16 protein-coding genes are annotated in these 14,910 nt (G+C 70.8%); 6 read left to right on the forward strand and 10 right to left on the reverse strand.

The annotated features are described in order from the left end of the window. Positions 1-28: 28 nt before the first annotated feature. Complete coding sequence (locus ACFVXC_RS10125; RefSeq protein ID WP_389903530.1) at positions 29-1,162, forward strand: Mrp/NBP35 family ATP-binding protein; 1,134 nt, start codon at positions 29-31, stop codon at positions 1,160-1,162. 169 nt (positions 1,163-1,331) lie between these two features. Here the strand turns inward: ACFVXC_RS10125 and ACFVXC_RS10130 are convergent, their stop codons facing one another. The 5 genes from ACFVXC_RS10130 to sigE all read right to left on the reverse strand — a co-directional run bounded on the left by ACFVXC_RS10130 (position 1,332) and on the right by sigE (position 6,748). Further along, a complete protein-coding gene (locus ACFVXC_RS10130) occupies positions 1,332-2,003 on the reverse strand; it encodes a hypothetical protein (RefSeq protein ID WP_389903532.1) in 672 nt (223 codons plus the stop codon). A 254-nt stretch (positions 2,004-2,257) separates the two neighbouring features. Continuing rightward, on the reverse strand, positions 2,258-2,740 hold the full coding sequence (locus ACFVXC_RS10135) for a sec-independent translocase (RefSeq protein WP_389903534.1): 483 nt from the start codon (positions 2,738-2,740) through the stop codon (positions 2,258-2,260). A gap of 82 nt (positions 2,741-2,822) precedes the next feature. Next, complete coding sequence (locus ACFVXC_RS10140) at positions 2,823-4,664, reverse strand: trypsin-like peptidase domain-containing protein (protein ID WP_389904408.1); 1,842 nt, start codon at positions 4,662-4,664, stop codon at positions 2,823-2,825. A gap of 282 nt (positions 4,665-4,946) precedes the next feature. Beyond that, entirely contained in the window at positions 4,947-5,984 is a 1,038-nt protein-coding gene (locus tag ACFVXC_RS10145) for a zf-HC2 domain-containing protein (RefSeq protein ID WP_389903537.1), read from the reverse strand. Beyond that, positions 5,981-6,748, reverse strand: a complete 768-nt coding sequence (sigE, locus tag ACFVXC_RS10150) for an RNA polymerase sigma factor SigE (RefSeq protein WP_344528354.1) — start codon at positions 6,746-6,748, stop codon at positions 5,981-5,983. The genes ACFVXC_RS10145 and sigE overlap by 4 nt, the downstream gene beginning before the upstream one ends. A 153-nt stretch (positions 6,749-6,901) precedes the next feature. Here sigE and ACFVXC_RS10155 point away from each other — a divergent pair, with 153 nt between their 5' ends. Next, a complete protein-coding gene (locus ACFVXC_RS10155; RefSeq protein WP_389904411.1) occupies positions 6,902-7,600 on the forward strand; it encodes an O-methyltransferase in 699 nt (232 codons plus the stop codon). A 168-nt stretch (positions 7,601-7,768) separates the two neighbouring features. Here the strand turns inward: ACFVXC_RS10155 and ACFVXC_RS10160 are convergent, their stop codons facing one another. Continuing rightward, complete coding sequence (locus ACFVXC_RS10160; protein ID WP_003966491.1) at positions 7,769-7,936, reverse strand: DUF3117 domain-containing protein; 168 nt, start codon at positions 7,934-7,936, stop codon at positions 7,769-7,771. 320 nt (positions 7,937-8,256) lie between these two features. Between ACFVXC_RS10160 and ACFVXC_RS10165 the strand changes: the two genes are divergently transcribed. After that, positions 8,257-9,057, forward strand: coding sequence for an enoyl-CoA hydratase/isomerase family protein (locus tag ACFVXC_RS10165; protein WP_389903539.1), 801 nt, complete (start codon positions 8,257-8,259; stop codon positions 9,055-9,057). 9 nt (positions 9,058-9,066) lie between these two features. Here ACFVXC_RS10165 and ACFVXC_RS10170 read toward each other — a convergent pair whose 3' ends face one another. Together ACFVXC_RS10170 and ACFVXC_RS10175 are read right to left on the reverse strand one after the other, a co-directional pair. Continuing rightward, positions 9,067-9,657, reverse strand: a complete 591-nt coding sequence (locus tag ACFVXC_RS10170; RefSeq protein WP_389903541.1) for a DNA-3-methyladenine glycosylase I — start codon at positions 9,655-9,657, stop codon at positions 9,067-9,069. Continuing rightward, on the reverse strand, positions 9,654-10,064 hold the full coding sequence (locus tag ACFVXC_RS10175; RefSeq protein ID WP_389903543.1) for a DivIVA domain-containing protein: 411 nt from the start codon (positions 10,062-10,064) through the stop codon (positions 9,654-9,656). The genes ACFVXC_RS10170 and ACFVXC_RS10175 overlap by 4 nt, the downstream gene beginning before the upstream one ends. 123 nt (positions 10,065-10,187) lie before the next feature. Between ACFVXC_RS10175 and folP the strand changes: the two genes are divergently transcribed. Continuing rightward, entirely contained in the window at positions 10,188-11,048 is an 861-nt protein-coding gene (folP, locus tag ACFVXC_RS10180) for a dihydropteroate synthase (protein ID WP_389903544.1), read from the forward strand. Between the two features lie 97 nt (positions 11,049-11,145). On the opposite strand, the gene ACFVXC_RS10185 is transcribed toward folP, so the two are convergent. Then, positions 11,146-11,901, reverse strand: a complete 756-nt coding sequence (locus ACFVXC_RS10185) for a TIGR00730 family Rossman fold protein (RefSeq protein ID WP_389903547.1) — start codon at positions 11,899-11,901, stop codon at positions 11,146-11,148. Positions 11,902-11,989: 88 nt separating this feature from the next. Next, complete coding sequence (gene dapE, locus ACFVXC_RS10190) at positions 11,990-13,081, reverse strand: succinyl-diaminopimelate desuccinylase (RefSeq protein ID WP_389903549.1); 1,092 nt, start codon at positions 13,079-13,081, stop codon at positions 11,990-11,992. A 105-nt stretch (positions 13,082-13,186) separates the two neighbouring features. Between dapE and ACFVXC_RS10195 the strand changes: the two genes are divergently transcribed. Next, the gene (locus ACFVXC_RS10195) at positions 13,187-14,119 is read left to right on the forward strand and encodes a heavy metal transporter (protein ID WP_389903551.1); all 933 of its coding nucleotides are present in this window, start codon (positions 13,187-13,189) and stop codon (positions 14,117-14,119) included. 303 nt (positions 14,120-14,422) lie between these two features. Further along, positions 14,423-14,893 carry an ATP-binding protein gene (locus ACFVXC_RS10200; protein WP_389903554.1) on the forward strand — a complete coding sequence of 157 codons (471 nt, stop codon included), beginning with the start codon at positions 14,423-14,425 and terminating at the stop codon, positions 14,891-14,893. The last annotated feature ends 17 nt before the right edge of the window (positions 14,894-14,910 follow it).

A 14,910-nucleotide genomic window follows, 5' to 3' on the forward strand; every position in this document is an offset into this window, starting at 1 on the left:
GGGGTTACCGCGCCGTACTATCGGTCTCATGGCTACGGAAGACGCGGTGCGTGAAGCACTGGCGACGGTGAACGACCCCGAGATCCACCGACCCATCACTGAATTGGGGATGGTCAAATCGGTTGATATCTCCCCTGATGGGGCGGTAGCGGTCACCGTGTACCTCACGGTCTCCGGGTGCCCGATGCGCGAGACCATCACGAAGAACGTGACCGACGCGGTCGCCGCCGTCGAAGGCGTCACACACGTCGACGTCACCCTCGACGTGATGAGCGACGAGCAGCGCAAGGAGCTGGCGAGCGCCCTGCGCGGCGGCACCGCCGAGCGCGAGGTCCCCTTCGCCAAGCCGGGATCGCTGACCCGGGTCTACGCGGTCGCGTCCGGCAAGGGCGGCGTCGGCAAGTCCTCGGTGACGGTGAACCTCGCGGCATCGATGGCGGCGGACGGCCTGAAGGTCGGCGTCGTGGACGCGGACATCTACGGCCACTCCGTGCCCCGGATGCTGGGCGCGGACGGCAAGCCGACCCAGGTCGAAGACATGATCATGCCGCCGTCGGCGCACGGCGTGAAGGTCATCTCCATCGGCATGTTCACGCCGGGCAACGCCCCGGTCGTGTGGCGCGGCCCGATGCTCCACCGCGCCCTCCAGCAGTTCCTCGCGGATGTCTTCTGGGGCGACCTCGACGTGCTCCTCCTCGACCTGCCGCCGGGCACCGGTGACATCGCGATCTCCGTCGCCCAGCTGGTCCCGAACGCCGAGATCCTCGTCGTGACGACGCCTCAGCAGGCGGCGGCCGAGGTCGCCGAGCGCGCGGGCTCCATCGCCGTACAGACCCACCAGAAGATCGTCGGCGTCGTCGAGAACATGTCGGGGCTTCCCTGCCCGCACTGCGGCGAGATGGTCGACGTCTTCGGCACGGGCGGCGGCCAGCGGGTCGCCGAGGGCCTCACGAAGACGACGGGCACCACGGTCCCGGTCCTCGGCTCCATCCCGATCGACGTCCGCCTGCGCGAGGGCGGCGACGAGGGCAAGCCGGTGGTCCTGACCGACCCCGACTCCCCGGCGGGCTCGGCGCTGCGCACGATCGCCGGCAAGCTGGGCGGCCGCCAGCGCGGCCTCGCGGGCATGACCCTGGGAATCACCCCGCGCAACAAATTCTGAGGCCTTTCCGCGCTTCTGCCGTACGCCGATGGGGCGCCGCTCATGATGAGCGGCGCCCCATCGGCGTACGGGTGCGGGCGGTCGATGCCGCGCACCCGTAAGCGGCGCGGGAACCGTACGACCAGCCCCCACCGGCCCGAGGCTCGTCACCGCGTTTCCGGCGGAGCGCTCAGGCCGCGTACTCGTGGATGTCCTTGACCACCGAGAAGCCCAGGCCGTACGCGCTCATGCCGCGTCCGTACGCGCCCAGGTGCACGCCCTCCTTGGTGGACCCGGCGAGCACCCAGCCGAACTCGGACTCGCGGTAGTGGAACGAGGTCGGCACCCCGTCCACCGGGAGCGAGAGCGTCGACCAGTCCTCGCCCTGAAGGTCGTCGGCGAGGACCCAGGCCGTCTCGGTCTGCTGGTCCAGCCAGTCGTCACGCAGGCTGTGGTCCATCTGATTGGGCCAGGTGAAGGACAGCAGCCCCACTCCGGCCAGCCAGGCCGCGGACGACACCGAGGTCGCCTCCAGCAGGCCCGTGCCGTCCGGGCTGTGCCGCACCGGGTTGGCCGCGACGGTCACCACGGCCGCGAAGCGCTCCTTGTCGCTGTTCCCGAAGGGTCCGTCGCTCCGTACCGACGGCTCATCGCCGTGCCCGATGGAGCCGTGCTCCACCGCGCCGTCCGCGGCGGTGCCGACCTGCATCAGCCAGCGCTGCCCCGTGAAGGCCTCGTCGAGGCCGTACCAGGGGAAGGGCGCCAGCAGATAGCTCTCGACCGTGCGCCGGGCGGAGGGCTTCGCTTGCGCGCCGCCGTCCGCGGCCGGCGCCTGTGCGCCTACGCGACTTGTCGTCTCCATGTACCCGGCCGCCTCCTCGATCTCATCGGTCCGATGGGCCCGCCCCCCTCGGGCGTCCTCAGCCGGACAACAAGGCAGGATAGCCACACCCGTTCCGGAAGCTGGTACACCGGTAGGCGGAGGGGTGTCTCAAAGGGAGTGTCCCGGGGCGCGCTCGGGGGCGCACGAGGGGGCCTCGCAGGAGGTCGGGCGAAGGTCAGGAGGAGACCCTGCGGAGGTCGGACACAGGCCGGCCGGAGGTCATCGGACGGAGGTCAGGTGGCGTCCGCGTCGAACGGCGGGTGCTCGGCGGGTGCGGCCTTCCCGGGCTTCTTGTCCATGTCGATACGGCCGTCCTTCTTGGCCATGTCCACACGGTCACCGGCCGCGTCGGACGCGCTGGACGTGGCGGCCGCGCCGTCGGCGGATTCACTCTCACGCCCGTGCACGGCATCCGTGACCTCGGCCATCTCCTTCTTGAGGTCGAAGCCGTTCCGGATTTCCTTCAGACCGAGCTCGTCGTTGTCGATCTGCTTGCGGATGAAGGTCTTCGGATTCAGGTCCTCGAACTCGAAGTCCTTGAATTCCGGGCCGAGTTCGCTGCGAATGTCTTCCTTGGCGCTGTCGGAGAATTCGCGGATCTTACGGATGGTGCGCGAGGCGTCCTGAATCAGCTTGGGAAGCTTGTCCGGGCCGAAAACGAGCACAGCGAGGATGATCAGCGCCACTACCTCGAGCGGGCCAATGTCTGAGAACACCTTTAGCTCCTTGCCATCCGGACCGGGTCCACGGTACCCGGCGTTCCTGTCCGTCCGGTAGCCGCTGGGCGACAGACGTGGATCAGTCGCCGCTCGACGCACCGAGCACGAGCGTCACTTTCCGGTCCTTTCCGGCACGCTGGACCGTCAATTCGAGACTGTCCTGGGGCCGGTGTGCACGGATCTTTACGATGAGCTCGTCGCCGGAGTGGATGCGCTGGCCGTCCACCTCGGTGATGACGTCGCCCGGCTTGATCCCGGCGCGATCGCCGGGGCCGCCCTTGTTCACGGCCGGGCCGTCGTCCTTGCCCTTGTCGCCGACGCGGGCGCCGTCGCCCGAGTACTCCATGTCGAGCGTGACACCGATCACGGGGTGCGTGGCCTTGCCGGTGTTGATCAGCTCTTCGGCGACGCGCTTGCCCTGGTTGATGGGGATGGCGAAGCCGAGCCCTATCGAACCGGCCTGGCCGCCGCCGGGCGCCGAGCTGTCGTCGGCGGAGCGAATGGCGCTGTTGATGCCGATGACCCGGGCCTCGGAGTCGACAAGGGGGCCGCCGGAGTTCCCGGGGTTGATGGGGGCGTCGGTCTGGAGCGCGTCGACGTAACTGATGTCGCTGCCGTCGCCCTTCTCCCCACCGGCGGTGATGGGCCGGTCCTTGGCGCTGATGATGCCGGAGGTGACGGTGTTCTCCAGGTCGAAGGGGGCGCCGATGGCCACCACGGGGTCGCCCACCTGGACGTTCTCGGAGTTGCCGAGGGGCAGCGGCTTGAGTCCGCGCACCCTGGAGACCTTGACCACGGCGAGGTCGTACCCGGAGTCGCGGCCGATGACCTCCGCCTTGGCGGTCTCGCCGCCGCTGAACGTCACCGATATCTCGCCGCCGGTCCCTGCGGGCTCGACCACGTGGTTGTTGGTGAGGATGTGGCCCGTGCCGTCGAGCACGAAGCCGGTCCCGGTGCCCTGCGCCTCGGCGCCGCTGACGTGCAGGGTCACGACGCCGGGCAGCGAGCTCGCCGCGATCCCGGCGACGCTGTCCTTGGCCCGCGCCTTGCTCTTGGAGTCCGCCTGCGGCAGCTCGATGTCCGTACCGCCGCCGTTGCGCTCGAGATAGGCCCCGAGGACTCCCCCGACACCGCCGGCCACGAGGGTGATGACCGCGACCCCGACCAGGATGATCCGCCGCCCACGCTTCTTCTGCTTCTCCTCGTCGACAGGGACGGCACCGGTCTGCTGGAGGGGGGCGTTCCAGGGGTCGTAGGGCTGACGGGGAGGGGCGGGGGCGGGAGCCTGGGGCTGTTGCGGGTGGGGCGGTGGCTGCGGGGCGACGCCTTGCGGGGGCGTGGGGTTCGGGGTGCCGTGCGGCGGGGTTCCGCTGTGGGCCGCCGGGAGCTGCGTGCCGTGCGCAGGGGTCGCCGCCGGGTGCTGCACGGGCGGGGCGGGGGCCCAGGGACCCGGCTCGCCGTAGGGCGGGGTGCTGTACGGATCGGGGTCGTGCAGTGGGCGGGGGCGCTCGGCGGGTGCGGCGGCGGCCGGGGTGACGTCGGCTGGCGCCGAGTCGGCCGGAAACGCCTCGGCTGAGCCGGGCGGGGGTACGGGACCGGGCGTGGAGTCCGGCACGGGTACGGGCGCGGGGCTGGGCGCGGGCTCAGCATCTGGAGGGGAGGCGGCGGACCCCGACGCGCTCTCAGAGCCATGCGCGGAGGCGGCAGACCCCGGCGCGGGCTGAGAACCCGGAACGGAGTCCGAACCCGGCACGGACGCAGCCCCCGGCGCGTGCACAGAGGCAGAGCCAGCCGCAGGCTCACCCACCGGCACGCAAGCCGAACCCCGCGAAGGCTCGGAACTCGGCACGGACACAGAACCCGGCACAGACTCACCCCCCGGCGGGGAGGACGAACCCGGCACAGCCTCACCCCCCGGCATCGCCGCAGGCGGGGTCGCCGCGGCCAGCGTGAAGTCGCCGGACGTGTCCTCCGCTCGTCCGGCGGCCGCTGCCGCCCCCGCATCCGTTCCGTCAGGCGCGGACGCCGACTTGGGACGGCTCCACCATTTCGCCTTCGTGGGCTTGCCCTCGTCCATGCTCTCCCCACACCTGGCCTACGGCGGACGCCGTTCACATGCTCAACTCCGCGCCCGCCACAAGCCTCGGGCAGGCACGGCCCACCAAGGATTCAACCAGGTTCCCGCGCCGAAGCGCAGAGCACGTCAGCGGATCTGCGAAGTGCCCTGCAGCGTGCCTTCGAGGGGCGAGGCCGCCGCGGTGCGCGCCGGATCCGCCCCGGTGTCCGAAGCGACGCCGCCCAGGGTCGGCACCGAACCAGCAGGAGACATGCCTTTCGGTGCGGCGGGAGGGATCGGACGGATCAAGGGAGACATGATCGCCGCCCCGGTCAGCATCGGCGCCGTCACCTCGTGCCTGGCGGACACGGACTCGGGCTGCTGGATGCGCGGACCCTTCGCCGTCACCCCGGGCAACAGGGGCCCGGCAGCCTGCGTCGGCGCGACCGGCGCCGCCAGGACACCGGGACGCGGGCCCTGGGCCGTCAGCGGGCCGCTGCCACGGCGGCGCATGGAATCGGGAGCCGTGGTGGCGCCCGAACCCTGCGAACGCAGCGGCGACGCATTGCTGTTGGTGCTGCTGCCCGAGCCCGCGCGCGAGCCGCCCGGGTCCGCGGGAACGCCCGTCGTGACGCCGCCAAGGGCTATCGCGGCCAGCGACACCGCACCGGCGGCGGCGAAGGCGAACCGCCGCCCGCGCCACATCGACCGCTCTGCCGCCTCGTGACGACCGACGTCGTGCCGGTCGACGTCATGGATACGGAAACCGCGCCCCGTGCTCGGCAGCACCGCGGCATGGGCACCCGAAGGTGCGTAACCGAAGGTGCCGGGCCGCACGCCGAAGACTCCGGTCGGGGGCAGCCCCGACTCGGTGTCCGCCGTGGCGAAGCCTCCGGTCCCAGGAGGCTTGGGACCGGAGGGAGGCTCGCTGCCGCCGCCGGGAAGACCCTGGAGGCGGGCGAGGAAACTCTCGGAGGGAGGCGGCGGCGCCACCTCGGCGAAGACACTCTTGAGCCGCCGCTGCGCGTCGGCCTCGATCTTGCACTTCGGACAGGTCGCGAGATGAGCGAGGACTCGCTCACGCGCGTCATGGCCCAACTCGCCGTCCACCAGGGCGGCGAGTCGGTCCCCCAGATGCTGCTCGGCCAGACGCCGCTCGACAGGATTCGACCGTGATCCACTCACGCGGTCGCGCCCCCTCCTCCCAGCGCCACGGCTCCTGCGAGCGAGCGACGCTCGGCGCGGGCTTCGGGCGACCGGTGCTGAAGGGCCTTGCGCAACTGCGAGCGGCCACGGTGGATACGGCTGCGGACCGTGCCCAGCTTGACGCCCAGGGTCGCGGCGATCTCTTCGTACGAGAGGCCCTCGATGTCACACAGGACCACTGCCGCACGGAACTCGGGAGCGAGGGTGTCAAGAGCCTGCTGCACGTCCGCGTCGAAGTGCGTGTCGTTGAAGACCTGCTGCGGCGAGGGCTCACGGCTGGGAAGGCGCTCCGCCGCGTCGTCCCCGAGGGCGTCGAAGCGGATGCGCTGCTTGCGGCGCACCATGTCCAGGAAGAGGTTCGTGGTGATGCGGTGCAGCCAGCCCTCGAACGTGCCGGGGGTGTAGGTCGACAGGGACCGGAAGACACGGACGAAGACTTCTTGTGTAAGGTCCTCGGCGTCGTGCTGATTGCCGGTCAGGCGGTACGCCAGGCGATAGACCCGCCCGCTGTGCGTGCTGACGATCTCCTCCCAGGTGGGGGGAGTCCACGCCTGCGATTCCGCGTCAGCGGCAAAGGTCGCGGTCTGAGCGGAGCTGGCAGTGTGGAATCGGTCAGCGGTGTCGGTCACAGATTTCGGCTCACCCGCCAACCTGAGAAAGCGCCTCAGCGCTCCTCCCCGATCCGCAGACGCAGCCGCACCTCCCCTGTCGGCTCTGGTGGTGTCCAGTGGAGCCCCTACCATAACCACCTCGCCCGTTAGCTCCGGATAAGTGTTTTTACTGGAATTTGGTACGAGCTCCCTGCCAGGCGTCCTGCCTGGTCGAAGGGCCCGCGGCCAGTCTTGATCCATTCGTTACCCCCGGCGTCCACCTACCCCTACTAAACGCCCGGTCCCATCTGCGGGTTCCCGCCCCCAACGGATACAGTCACGGCCAGGCATCCACGGGGACAGGAGAGGGCCATTACCGGCAACCGGCAGACGAGCTGGGCGTTCGCCGACGCCTTTGTCGCCGAGGACGAAGCAGCACGCTGGGCCCGTGACCGAGCCCAGGAAGCAGGGCTGCCCTCGGTGTCTCCCGGTACCGGCGCCGCGCTGCGCATGCTGGCCGCCACGGCGGACGCCAAGGCCGTCGCCGAGATCGGGACGGGCACGGGCGTGTCCGGCCTCCACCTGCTGCACGGAATGCGGCCCGACGGCGTCCTGACCACCGTCGACCCCGAGCCCGACCGCCAGCAGTTCGCGCGGGAGGCCTTCCGCGCCGCCGGATTCGCCGGCAATCGGGCACGGTTCATCCCCGGCCGCGCACTCGACGTACTGCCCAGGCTCGCCGACGGTGGCTACGACCTCGTCTTCTGTGACGGCGACCGCACGGAGTACCTGGACTACCTCGCTGAATCGTTGCGCCTGCTGCGCCCCGGCGGCCTCGTCTGCTTCGAGGGTGCCTTCGCCGACGGCCGGACGGTGGACTCCGGCCCGCAGCCCGCCGAGGTGCTCCGGACCCGCGAACTCCTTCGCACCGTGCGCGAGAGCCACGACCTGATGCCGGCGCTGCTCCCGGTGGGCGACGGGCTCCTCTGCGCCGTCAAGCGCTGAGCGCAGCGCTCCGCAAGGGCAAGGGCGAGCAGCGTTCTCCGCGGGTGCTTCGTGGCTGGTCGCGCAGCTCCCCGCGCCCCTTCGGGGCTCTCCACCGCCCTGGACATAGCACTGCCCCGGGCACCATGAAGGTGCCCGGGGCAGTGAAAGAGTGTGAGCGCTTCCGCGTCAGCCGACGACCTTCTTCAGGGCGTCGCCGAGTGCATCGGCCTCGTCCGGAGTCAGTTCGACGACAAGTCGTCCGCCGCCTTCGAGCGGAACGCGCATGACGATGCCCCGCCCCTCCTTGGTCACCTCGAGCGGGCCGTCGCCCGTTCGCGGCTTCATGGCCGCCATGCTCGTTCCCCTTCCTGAAACCAGCTCATCGCAGCCGACAACCCAGGTGTCACCGGCATCGAACATATTGCTTCTTGGCCATTATCCCGCATGGCAGGACCCGATGACCAACATCGGTCTGCATCGCTTGCGCAACGCGCGCCCGCAAAACCACCCAATTCGCCGATGTGGCTGCGATACTGCGCCGCTCGTCACACCTGCTGGACCAGTAATTCTTTGACGCAGGTCACATATCTCCCCTCATGCCGGAGCCCTGGGACCTCCGTCATGCTGTGCTCGGACAAAGATGACCGGCGCAGGACCACTGGAGGGGATTCACCATGGCCGACACCGTGCTCTACGAGGTGAGCGACGGGCTCGCGACCATCACGCTGAACCGCCCCGAGGCGATGAACGCGATGAACACCGAGGCCAAGGTCGCCCTGCGGGAGGCGGCGCGGTCGGCCGAGTCGGACCCGGCGGTCCGCGCGGTCCTGCTCACCGCCACCGGGCGCGCCTTCTGCGTGGGGCAGGACCTGAAAGAGCACGTGGGTTCGCTCATGGCGGACCGCGCGTCGGGCACCGGACAGACGATGAGCACGGTGCGGGAGCACTACAACCCGGTGCTGCGCGCGCTGACCGGGATGGCCAAGCCGGTCGTCGCGGGCGTCAACGGCGTCGCGGCCGGGGCGGGCTTCGGCTTCGCGCTCGCCGCCGACTACCGGATCGTCGCGGACACCGCGCGTTTCAACACGTCCTTCGCCGGGGTCGCGCTGACCGCCGACTCGGGCGTCTCCTGGACCTTGCAGCGCCTGATCGGGCCGGGCCGCGCCGCCGATCTCCTCCTGTTCCCGCGCAACATCGGCGCACAGGAGGCGTACGACCTGGGCATCGCCAACAAGGTCGTCCCCGAGGCCGAGTTGGCGGCCGAGGCCCAGAAGCTGGCCCGCACCCTGGCCGAGGGCCCGACCCTCGCGTACGGGGCGCTCAAGGAGTCGCTCGCCTACGCGGCGGGCCACACCCTGGAGGAGGCCCTGGAGAAGGAGGACGAACTCCAGGCGAAGGCGGGCGCGTCCGAGGACCACGCGATCGCCGTCCAGGCGTTCCTGGACAAGGCGAAGCCCAAGTACCTCGGCCGCTAGAGCCTGTCGTCAAAGACCCTGGGGGACGCGGATCACGCAGTCCTCCAGGTGGTCGTCGACCAGGCCGCAGGCCTGCATCAGCGCGTACGCCGTGGTGGGGCCGACGAACCGGATGCCGCGCTTCTTCAGGTCCTTGGACAGGGCCGTGGACTCGGGTGTGATGGCCGGTACGTCGGCCAGGGTGCCCGGGGCCCTGCGCGATGCCGGGTCCGGGGCGTGCGACCAGATGAGCTCGTCGAGGTCGCCGTCGGCCCAGTCGGCGAGCACGCGCGCGTTGGCGAGGGTCGCGTCGACCTTGGCGCGGTTGCGGATGATGCCGGGGTCGGCGAGGAGCCGCTCACGGTCGGCGTCCGTGAACCGGGCGACCTCGGCGATCTTGAACCCGGCGAAGGCGGCCCGGAAGCCCTCGCGGCGGCGCAGGATCGTGATCCAGGAGAGGCCCGACTGGAAGGCCTCCAGGCAGAGCCGCTCGTACAGGGCGTCGTCCCCGTGGACCGGGCGGCCCCACTCCTCGTCGTGGTACGCCACGTAGTCCTCGGTCGAGAGGCCCCAGGGACAGCGCAGTCTGCCGTCCGGTCCCGCCACCGCGTCACCGCTCACTGGCCGTTCTCCTCTTCGACAGCGTCCTTCGTTGTTTCCTGGTCCTGGGGGGTCGTCGCCGGGGCGTGCGTCTTGAGGAAGAGGCCTGGTCCGCCGACCGCGGTGGCCTGGGCCCCGGCGAGTGCCGCCTCCAGCTCCGCGATGTGGGCGTCGCGCTCGGCCAGTTCGGCGGCGAGGCGGCCGAGGGCGTCGTCCACTTCCACCATGCGATAGCCGCGCACGGTCAGCGGGAAGCGCAGTGCCTCCACGTCGGCGCGGCGCAGGGCGCGGTCCGGTGGCAGCGGGTCGGTGAACCGCTCGGCCGGCACGTCGGGCAGCGCGGCACGCTCCCCGCCGCCGACCACGGCAAGCGTCACCGCGCCGACCACCACGACGAGGGCGACGACCAGGAACAAGAACAAGACCATCTCTTCAGGCCCCCACGCTCGACTGCCGTGCTCAAACTGTCAGGGTCTGATCGTGCCATGCGCCTGTGACAGTTAAGGTCGCAGGCGGCCGAACCACGGCTCCGACAGAGAGGCTCACAGGGGATGCTCAGGCTTGGCAGGCGTGAATTCGACGCGCACGAGCCGGTGATCATGGCGATCGTGAACCGGACCCCTGACTCGTTCTACGACCAGGGCGCCACGTTCCGCGACGAGCCCGCGCTCGCCCGCGTCGAGCAGGCGGTGTCGGAGGGCGCCGCCATCATCGACATCGGCGGGGTCAAGGCCGGTCCCGGTGAGGAAGTAACGGCCGAGGAGGAGGCGCGGCGGACGGTCGGTTTCGTGGCGGATGTGCGCAAACGTTTCCCTGATGTCGTCATCAGCGTCGACACCTGGCGGCACGACGTCGGTGAGGCGGTCTGCGAGGCGGGGGCCGATCTCCTGAACGACGCGTGGGGCGGGGTCGACCCCCGGCTCGCGGAGGTGGCCGCGCGCTATGGAGTGGGCCTGGTGTGCACGCATGCCGGTGGCGCCGAGCCGCGGACCCGACCGCACCGGGTGACGTACGAGGACGTCATGGCCGACATTCTCTCGGTCACCCTGGGCCTCGCCGAGCGCGCGGTCGCGCTCGGGGTGCCGCGTGAGTCCGTGATGATCGACCCCGGGCACGACTTCGGGAAGAACACGCGGCACTCCCTTGAGGCGACGCGGCGGCTCGGGGAGATGGTCGAGACGGAGTGGCCCGTCCTGGTCTCCCTGTCCAACAAGGACTTCGTCGGCGAGACGCTCGACAAGCCGGTCAAGGAGCGCGTCCTGGGGACCCTGGCGACGACCGCGGTGTCGGCGTGGCTCGGGGCGCAGGTGTACCGGGTGCACGAGGTCGCGGAGACGCGGCAGGTGCTCGACATGGTCGCGACGATCGCCGGACACCGGGACCCGGCTGTGGCCAGGCGGGGACTGGCGTAAGGACACATGGCCCGGCGGGGGGGGGCCGCCGCAAGGACGGAAGAACGAGCGCCGGGCGTGCGGACAGGAAGCCGCCCGGCGGGGTCGGGCCGGCTGCCTACCGGCCGACTTCCTTGGTCACCAGGGCGACCGCCTCGTCCACGTCGTCAGTGATGTGGAAGAGATGCAGATCGCGCTCCGCCGCCTTGCCGCCCGCGATCACCGTGTCGCGGAGCCAGTCGACGAGCCCGCCCCAGTACTCGGAGCCGAAGAGCACGATCGGGAAGCGGGTCACCTTGCGGGTCTGGACGAGGGTGAGGGCCTCGAAGAGCTCGTCCAGGGTGCCGAGGCCGCCGGGCAGGACCACGAAGCCCTGCGCGTACTTCACGAACATGGTCTTCCGTACGAAGAAGTAGCGGAAGTTCACGCCGATGTCGACGTGCTCGTTGAGACCCTGCTCGAAGGGCAGCTCGATGCCCAGGCCGACGGAGACGCCCTTGGCCTCGCGCGCGCCCTTGTTGGCCGCCTCCATGGCGCCGGGGCCGCCCCCGGTGATCACGGCGAAGCCCGCGTCGACGAGGGCCTTGCCGATGCGGATGCCCGCTTCGTACTCGGGCGAGTCGACCGGTGTGCGTGCCGAGCCGAAGACGCTGATGGCGCTGGGGAGTTCGGCGAGCGCGCCGAAGCCTTCCACGAACTCCGACTGGATGCGCATGACCCGCCAGGGGTCGGTGTGCACCCACTCGGACTCGCCCTCGGCGTCCGTGTCGAGGAGCCGCTGGTCGGTCGTGCCGGAGGTGATCTGCTCACGCCGCCGCACCACAGGCCCCAAGTGCTGCTCCTCCGGCGGGCCCTGCCCCTCTGGACTACCCATGAACGTCCCCTTCCGCTGACGGTCTTGCTCGACGTGCCTCTTCAGCGTAGGTCCAAGGGCGTTACAGACGAGGCATCCTTGTGGGAACTCAGGATGTCAGCCAGCCGCTCAGCCGCTTCTCGGCCTCCGGGATCAGCGAGACCCGCACGCGCTCGTCGATCTTGTGGGCGAGCAGCGGATCGCCCGGGCTGTAGTTCACGGCGGGCACGCCGAGCGCGCTGAAGCGGGAGACGTCCGTCCAGCCGAACTTGGGCTTCGCCTCGCCGCCGACCGCCGCCATGAAGGCCGCCGCGGCCGGGTGGTCGAGGCCGGGGCGTGCCCCGCCCGTGTGGTCGTCGACGATGAACTCGTCGATGTCGCAGTCGGCGAAGTAGTCGCGCACGAAGGCGAGTGCCTCGTCCTCGGAGCGGTCCGGCGCGTAGCGGAAGTTGACGGCCACGGTGCACTCGTCGGGGATGACGTTGGTCGCGACGCCGCCCTCCACGCTGACGGCGTTGAGGCCCTCGTGGAACCGGAGGCCGTCGACCACCGGCGTGCGCGCCTCGTACGCGGCGAGCTTCGCCAGGATCGGCGCGGCCTTGTGGATGGCGTTCGACCCCATCCACGCGCGCGCGGAGTGCGCGCGCGTGCCCTTCGTCTTCAGGAGGACCCGCAGCGTGCCCTGGCAGCCGCCCTCGACCTGGTTGTCCGTCGGCTCCAGGAGGATCGCGAAGTCGCCCGCGAGCCAGTCGGGGTGCGCCTGCGCGACATGGCCGAGGCCGTTGAGATGGGCGGCGACCTCTTCGTTGTCGTAGAAGACGAACGTGAGGTCGCGGTTCGGCTCGGTCACGGTCTGCGCGATGCGCAGCTGGATGGCGACGCCCGACTTCATGTCGCAGGTGCCGCAGCCCCACAGGACGCCGTCCTCGTCCAGGCGCGAGGGCACGTTGTCCGCGATCGGGACGGTGTCGATGTGCCCGGCGAGGATGACGCGCTCGGCCCGGCCCAGGTTCGTGCGCGCCACCACGTTGTTGCCGTGCCGGTCCACCGTGAGGTGCGGCAGGCCGCGCAGGGCGGTCTCGATCGCGTCCGCGAGTGCTTTCTCCTGGCCGCTCGGCGACGGGAAATCGACCAGCTGGGCGGTGAGCGCGGCGGCGTCGAGGGTGAGGTCGAGCGGCATGTCGTGTGAGGTCTGGGCCATGGCTTCGACCCTAACGCCACCAGCGCCTCTCGTTCGGATCAGGCCCATCCGAACGAGAGGCCCCAGGAGCACCGCCTTGTCGGTGGCCTCCAGTACCTTGGTCGCGTGCCTGAGCCCCGCACCCTCGTCCGGCACGGTCGCCTCGTGCGTATCGGGGCGGCCGTCGCGGTCCTTCTCGCGCTCGTGGGTTACGTGGTGGTGCAGTACGTCTTCGGGGGCAGGGCCGCTCCACGCTGCACGGTCGTCTCGGGCAACGGCGACGGGGCGTCGTACGAACTCGGCGCCGATCAGGCGCAGAACGCGGCGACGGTCGCCGCCGTGGGCACCTCGCGCGGCATGACGGAGCGCGCGGTCACGATCGCCCTCGCGACGGCCCTTCAGGAGTCCGGCCTCCGCAATGTCGGCCGCGGTGACCGGGACTCGCTCGGCCTCTTCCAGCAGCGGCCGTCGCAGGGCTGGGGCAACGCGGAACAGATCATGGACCCGGCGTACTCGGCGGCGCGTTTCTACGTCCATCTCAAGGAGATCCCCGGCTATTCACGCCTGCCCCTGACCGTCGCCGCCCAGCGCGTGCAGCGCAGCGGCTTCCCCCAGGCGTACGCGAAGCACGAGCCGGACGCCGTGCTGCTCACCGCCGCACTGGACGGCCGCGCCCCCGCCACCTTCACCTGTGAGGGCCGCTCGGCCGAGGAGCCCGGCGACCCGGCGAAGGTGCGGGCCGCCCTGGTCCGCGACTTCGGCCGCGCCGTGGCGCCCACGAGGGGCCGCGGCGGCACGCTCACCGTGCCGGTGGAGGCCACGGCGGCAAGCGCGGAGGGCGGGGCCGGGCAGCGGGGCTGGGAGCTCGCGCACTGGGCGGTGGCCCAGGCGTCCACGCTCGGCATCGAACGCGTCTCGTACGGCGGCCGGGAATGGAGCGCCGCGAATCCCGGCAAGGAATGGCGCATGCCGGGCAAGGCAGGCAAGACGGGCGCGGGCGGACAGCTCGGCGGAGCCGGGACCGGCACGGACGAGGTTCGAATTGTCCTTGGTCAGTAGTACGGATGATCACCCGATCGGGCCACGCTGATCACGCACGGGCGACCTGCCACCCAGGCTTCCGCGCGCCCCTCCCCGTACATGCCAAACCCCTTGCGAACAAAGGGGATGAACGATTCAGCAGGCCCGCACGACGCAGTCCCTTTGCCCGTTTTTATCCACAGCTGATAATGCGATGCATTGCTAATTCTTTACGTTGGGCCACCGCAACCTTCGAGGGCTTCGAGCGGTAGTCACTGCGTCCAGGCGCCGGGCCCCATCCGGCCGGACACACCAACGTTCTCTCCCGTCTGAAGGAGCATCATGTCCCTCCCCCTGACCCGTCGGATCGCCCGCGCCGCGCTGCTCATCGCAGCGGGGGCGGCTCCCGTGGTCGGTGCGGCCGGCTCCGCAAGCGCCGCCGAACTCCCGGCCACCCCCGACCTGGGCGGTGTGACCGCCCTGGACGGTGCCAACCTGGGCAACACCGTCGACGGCGCGGCCCAGAGCAGCACCGGTCTCGCGGGTGAGACCGGCAGCAAGGCCGTGAAGAAGGGCGTCCCGACCGCGGGCAGGGTCGTCGGCACGACCGCCAAGACCACGACCCCCGTGGCGCAGAAGGCCGCCGGTGACCTCGCGGGCAACGCCGGCAACACGGTCGGCGAGACCGCGGGCACGGCCACCAAGGACGGTCTGCCCACCGACGCCGTCGGCGAGGGCCTGCCCACCGACTCGCTCACCAAGGGCGGCCTGCCCACCGACCAGCTGCCGGTCAAGAGCCTGCCGCTCGGCTGACCGTCACGCACACGCGA

Source organism: Streptomyces sp. NPDC058257 (assembly GCF_042881845.1).
GTDB lineage: Bacteria > Actinomycetota > Actinomycetes > Streptomycetales > Streptomycetaceae > Streptomyces.

Bases quoted from the DNA above. Each gene is read 5' to 3' on its own strand.
- ACFVXC_RS10160 (WP_003966491.1), bottom strand. From the start codon at position 7,936: ATGGCGGCCATGAAGCCGCGAACGGGCGACGGCCCGCTCGAGGTGACC.
- folP (WP_389903544.1), top strand. From the start codon at position 10,188: ATGCTCAGGCTTGGCAGGCGTGAATTCGACGCGCACGAGCCGGTGATC.
- ACFVXC_RS10140 (WP_389904408.1), bottom strand. From the start codon at position 4,664: ATGCCGGGGGGTGAGGCTGTGCCGGGTTCGTCCTCCCCGCCGGGGGGT.
- sigE (WP_344528354.1), bottom strand. From the start codon at position 6,748: ATGGTAGGGGCTCCACTGGACACCACCAGAGCCGACAGGGGAGGTGCG.
- ACFVXC_RS10125 (WP_389903530.1), top strand. From the start codon at position 29: ATGGCTACGGAAGACGCGGTGCGTGAAGCACTGGCGACGGTGAACGAC.
- ACFVXC_RS10185 (WP_389903547.1), bottom strand. From the start codon at position 11,901: ATGGGTAGTCCAGAGGGGCAGGGCCCGCCGGAGGAGCAGCACTTGGGG.
- ACFVXC_RS10130 (WP_389903532.1), bottom strand. From the start codon at position 2,003: ATGGAGACGACAAGTCGCGTAGGCGCACAGGCGCCGGCCGCGGACGGC.
- ACFVXC_RS10200 (WP_389903554.1), top strand. From the start codon at position 14,423: ATGTCCCTCCCCCTGACCCGTCGGATCGCCCGCGCCGCGCTGCTCATC.
- ACFVXC_RS10165 (WP_389903539.1), top strand. From the start codon at position 8,257: ATGGCCGACACCGTGCTCTACGAGGTGAGCGACGGGCTCGCGACCATC.
- dapE (WP_389903549.1), bottom strand. From the start codon at position 13,081: ATGGCCCAGACCTCACACGACATGCCGCTCGACCTCACCCTCGACGCC.
- ACFVXC_RS10175 (WP_389903543.1), bottom strand. From the start codon at position 10,064: ATGGTCTTGTTCTTGTTCCTGGTCGTCGCCCTCGTCGTGGTGGTCGGC.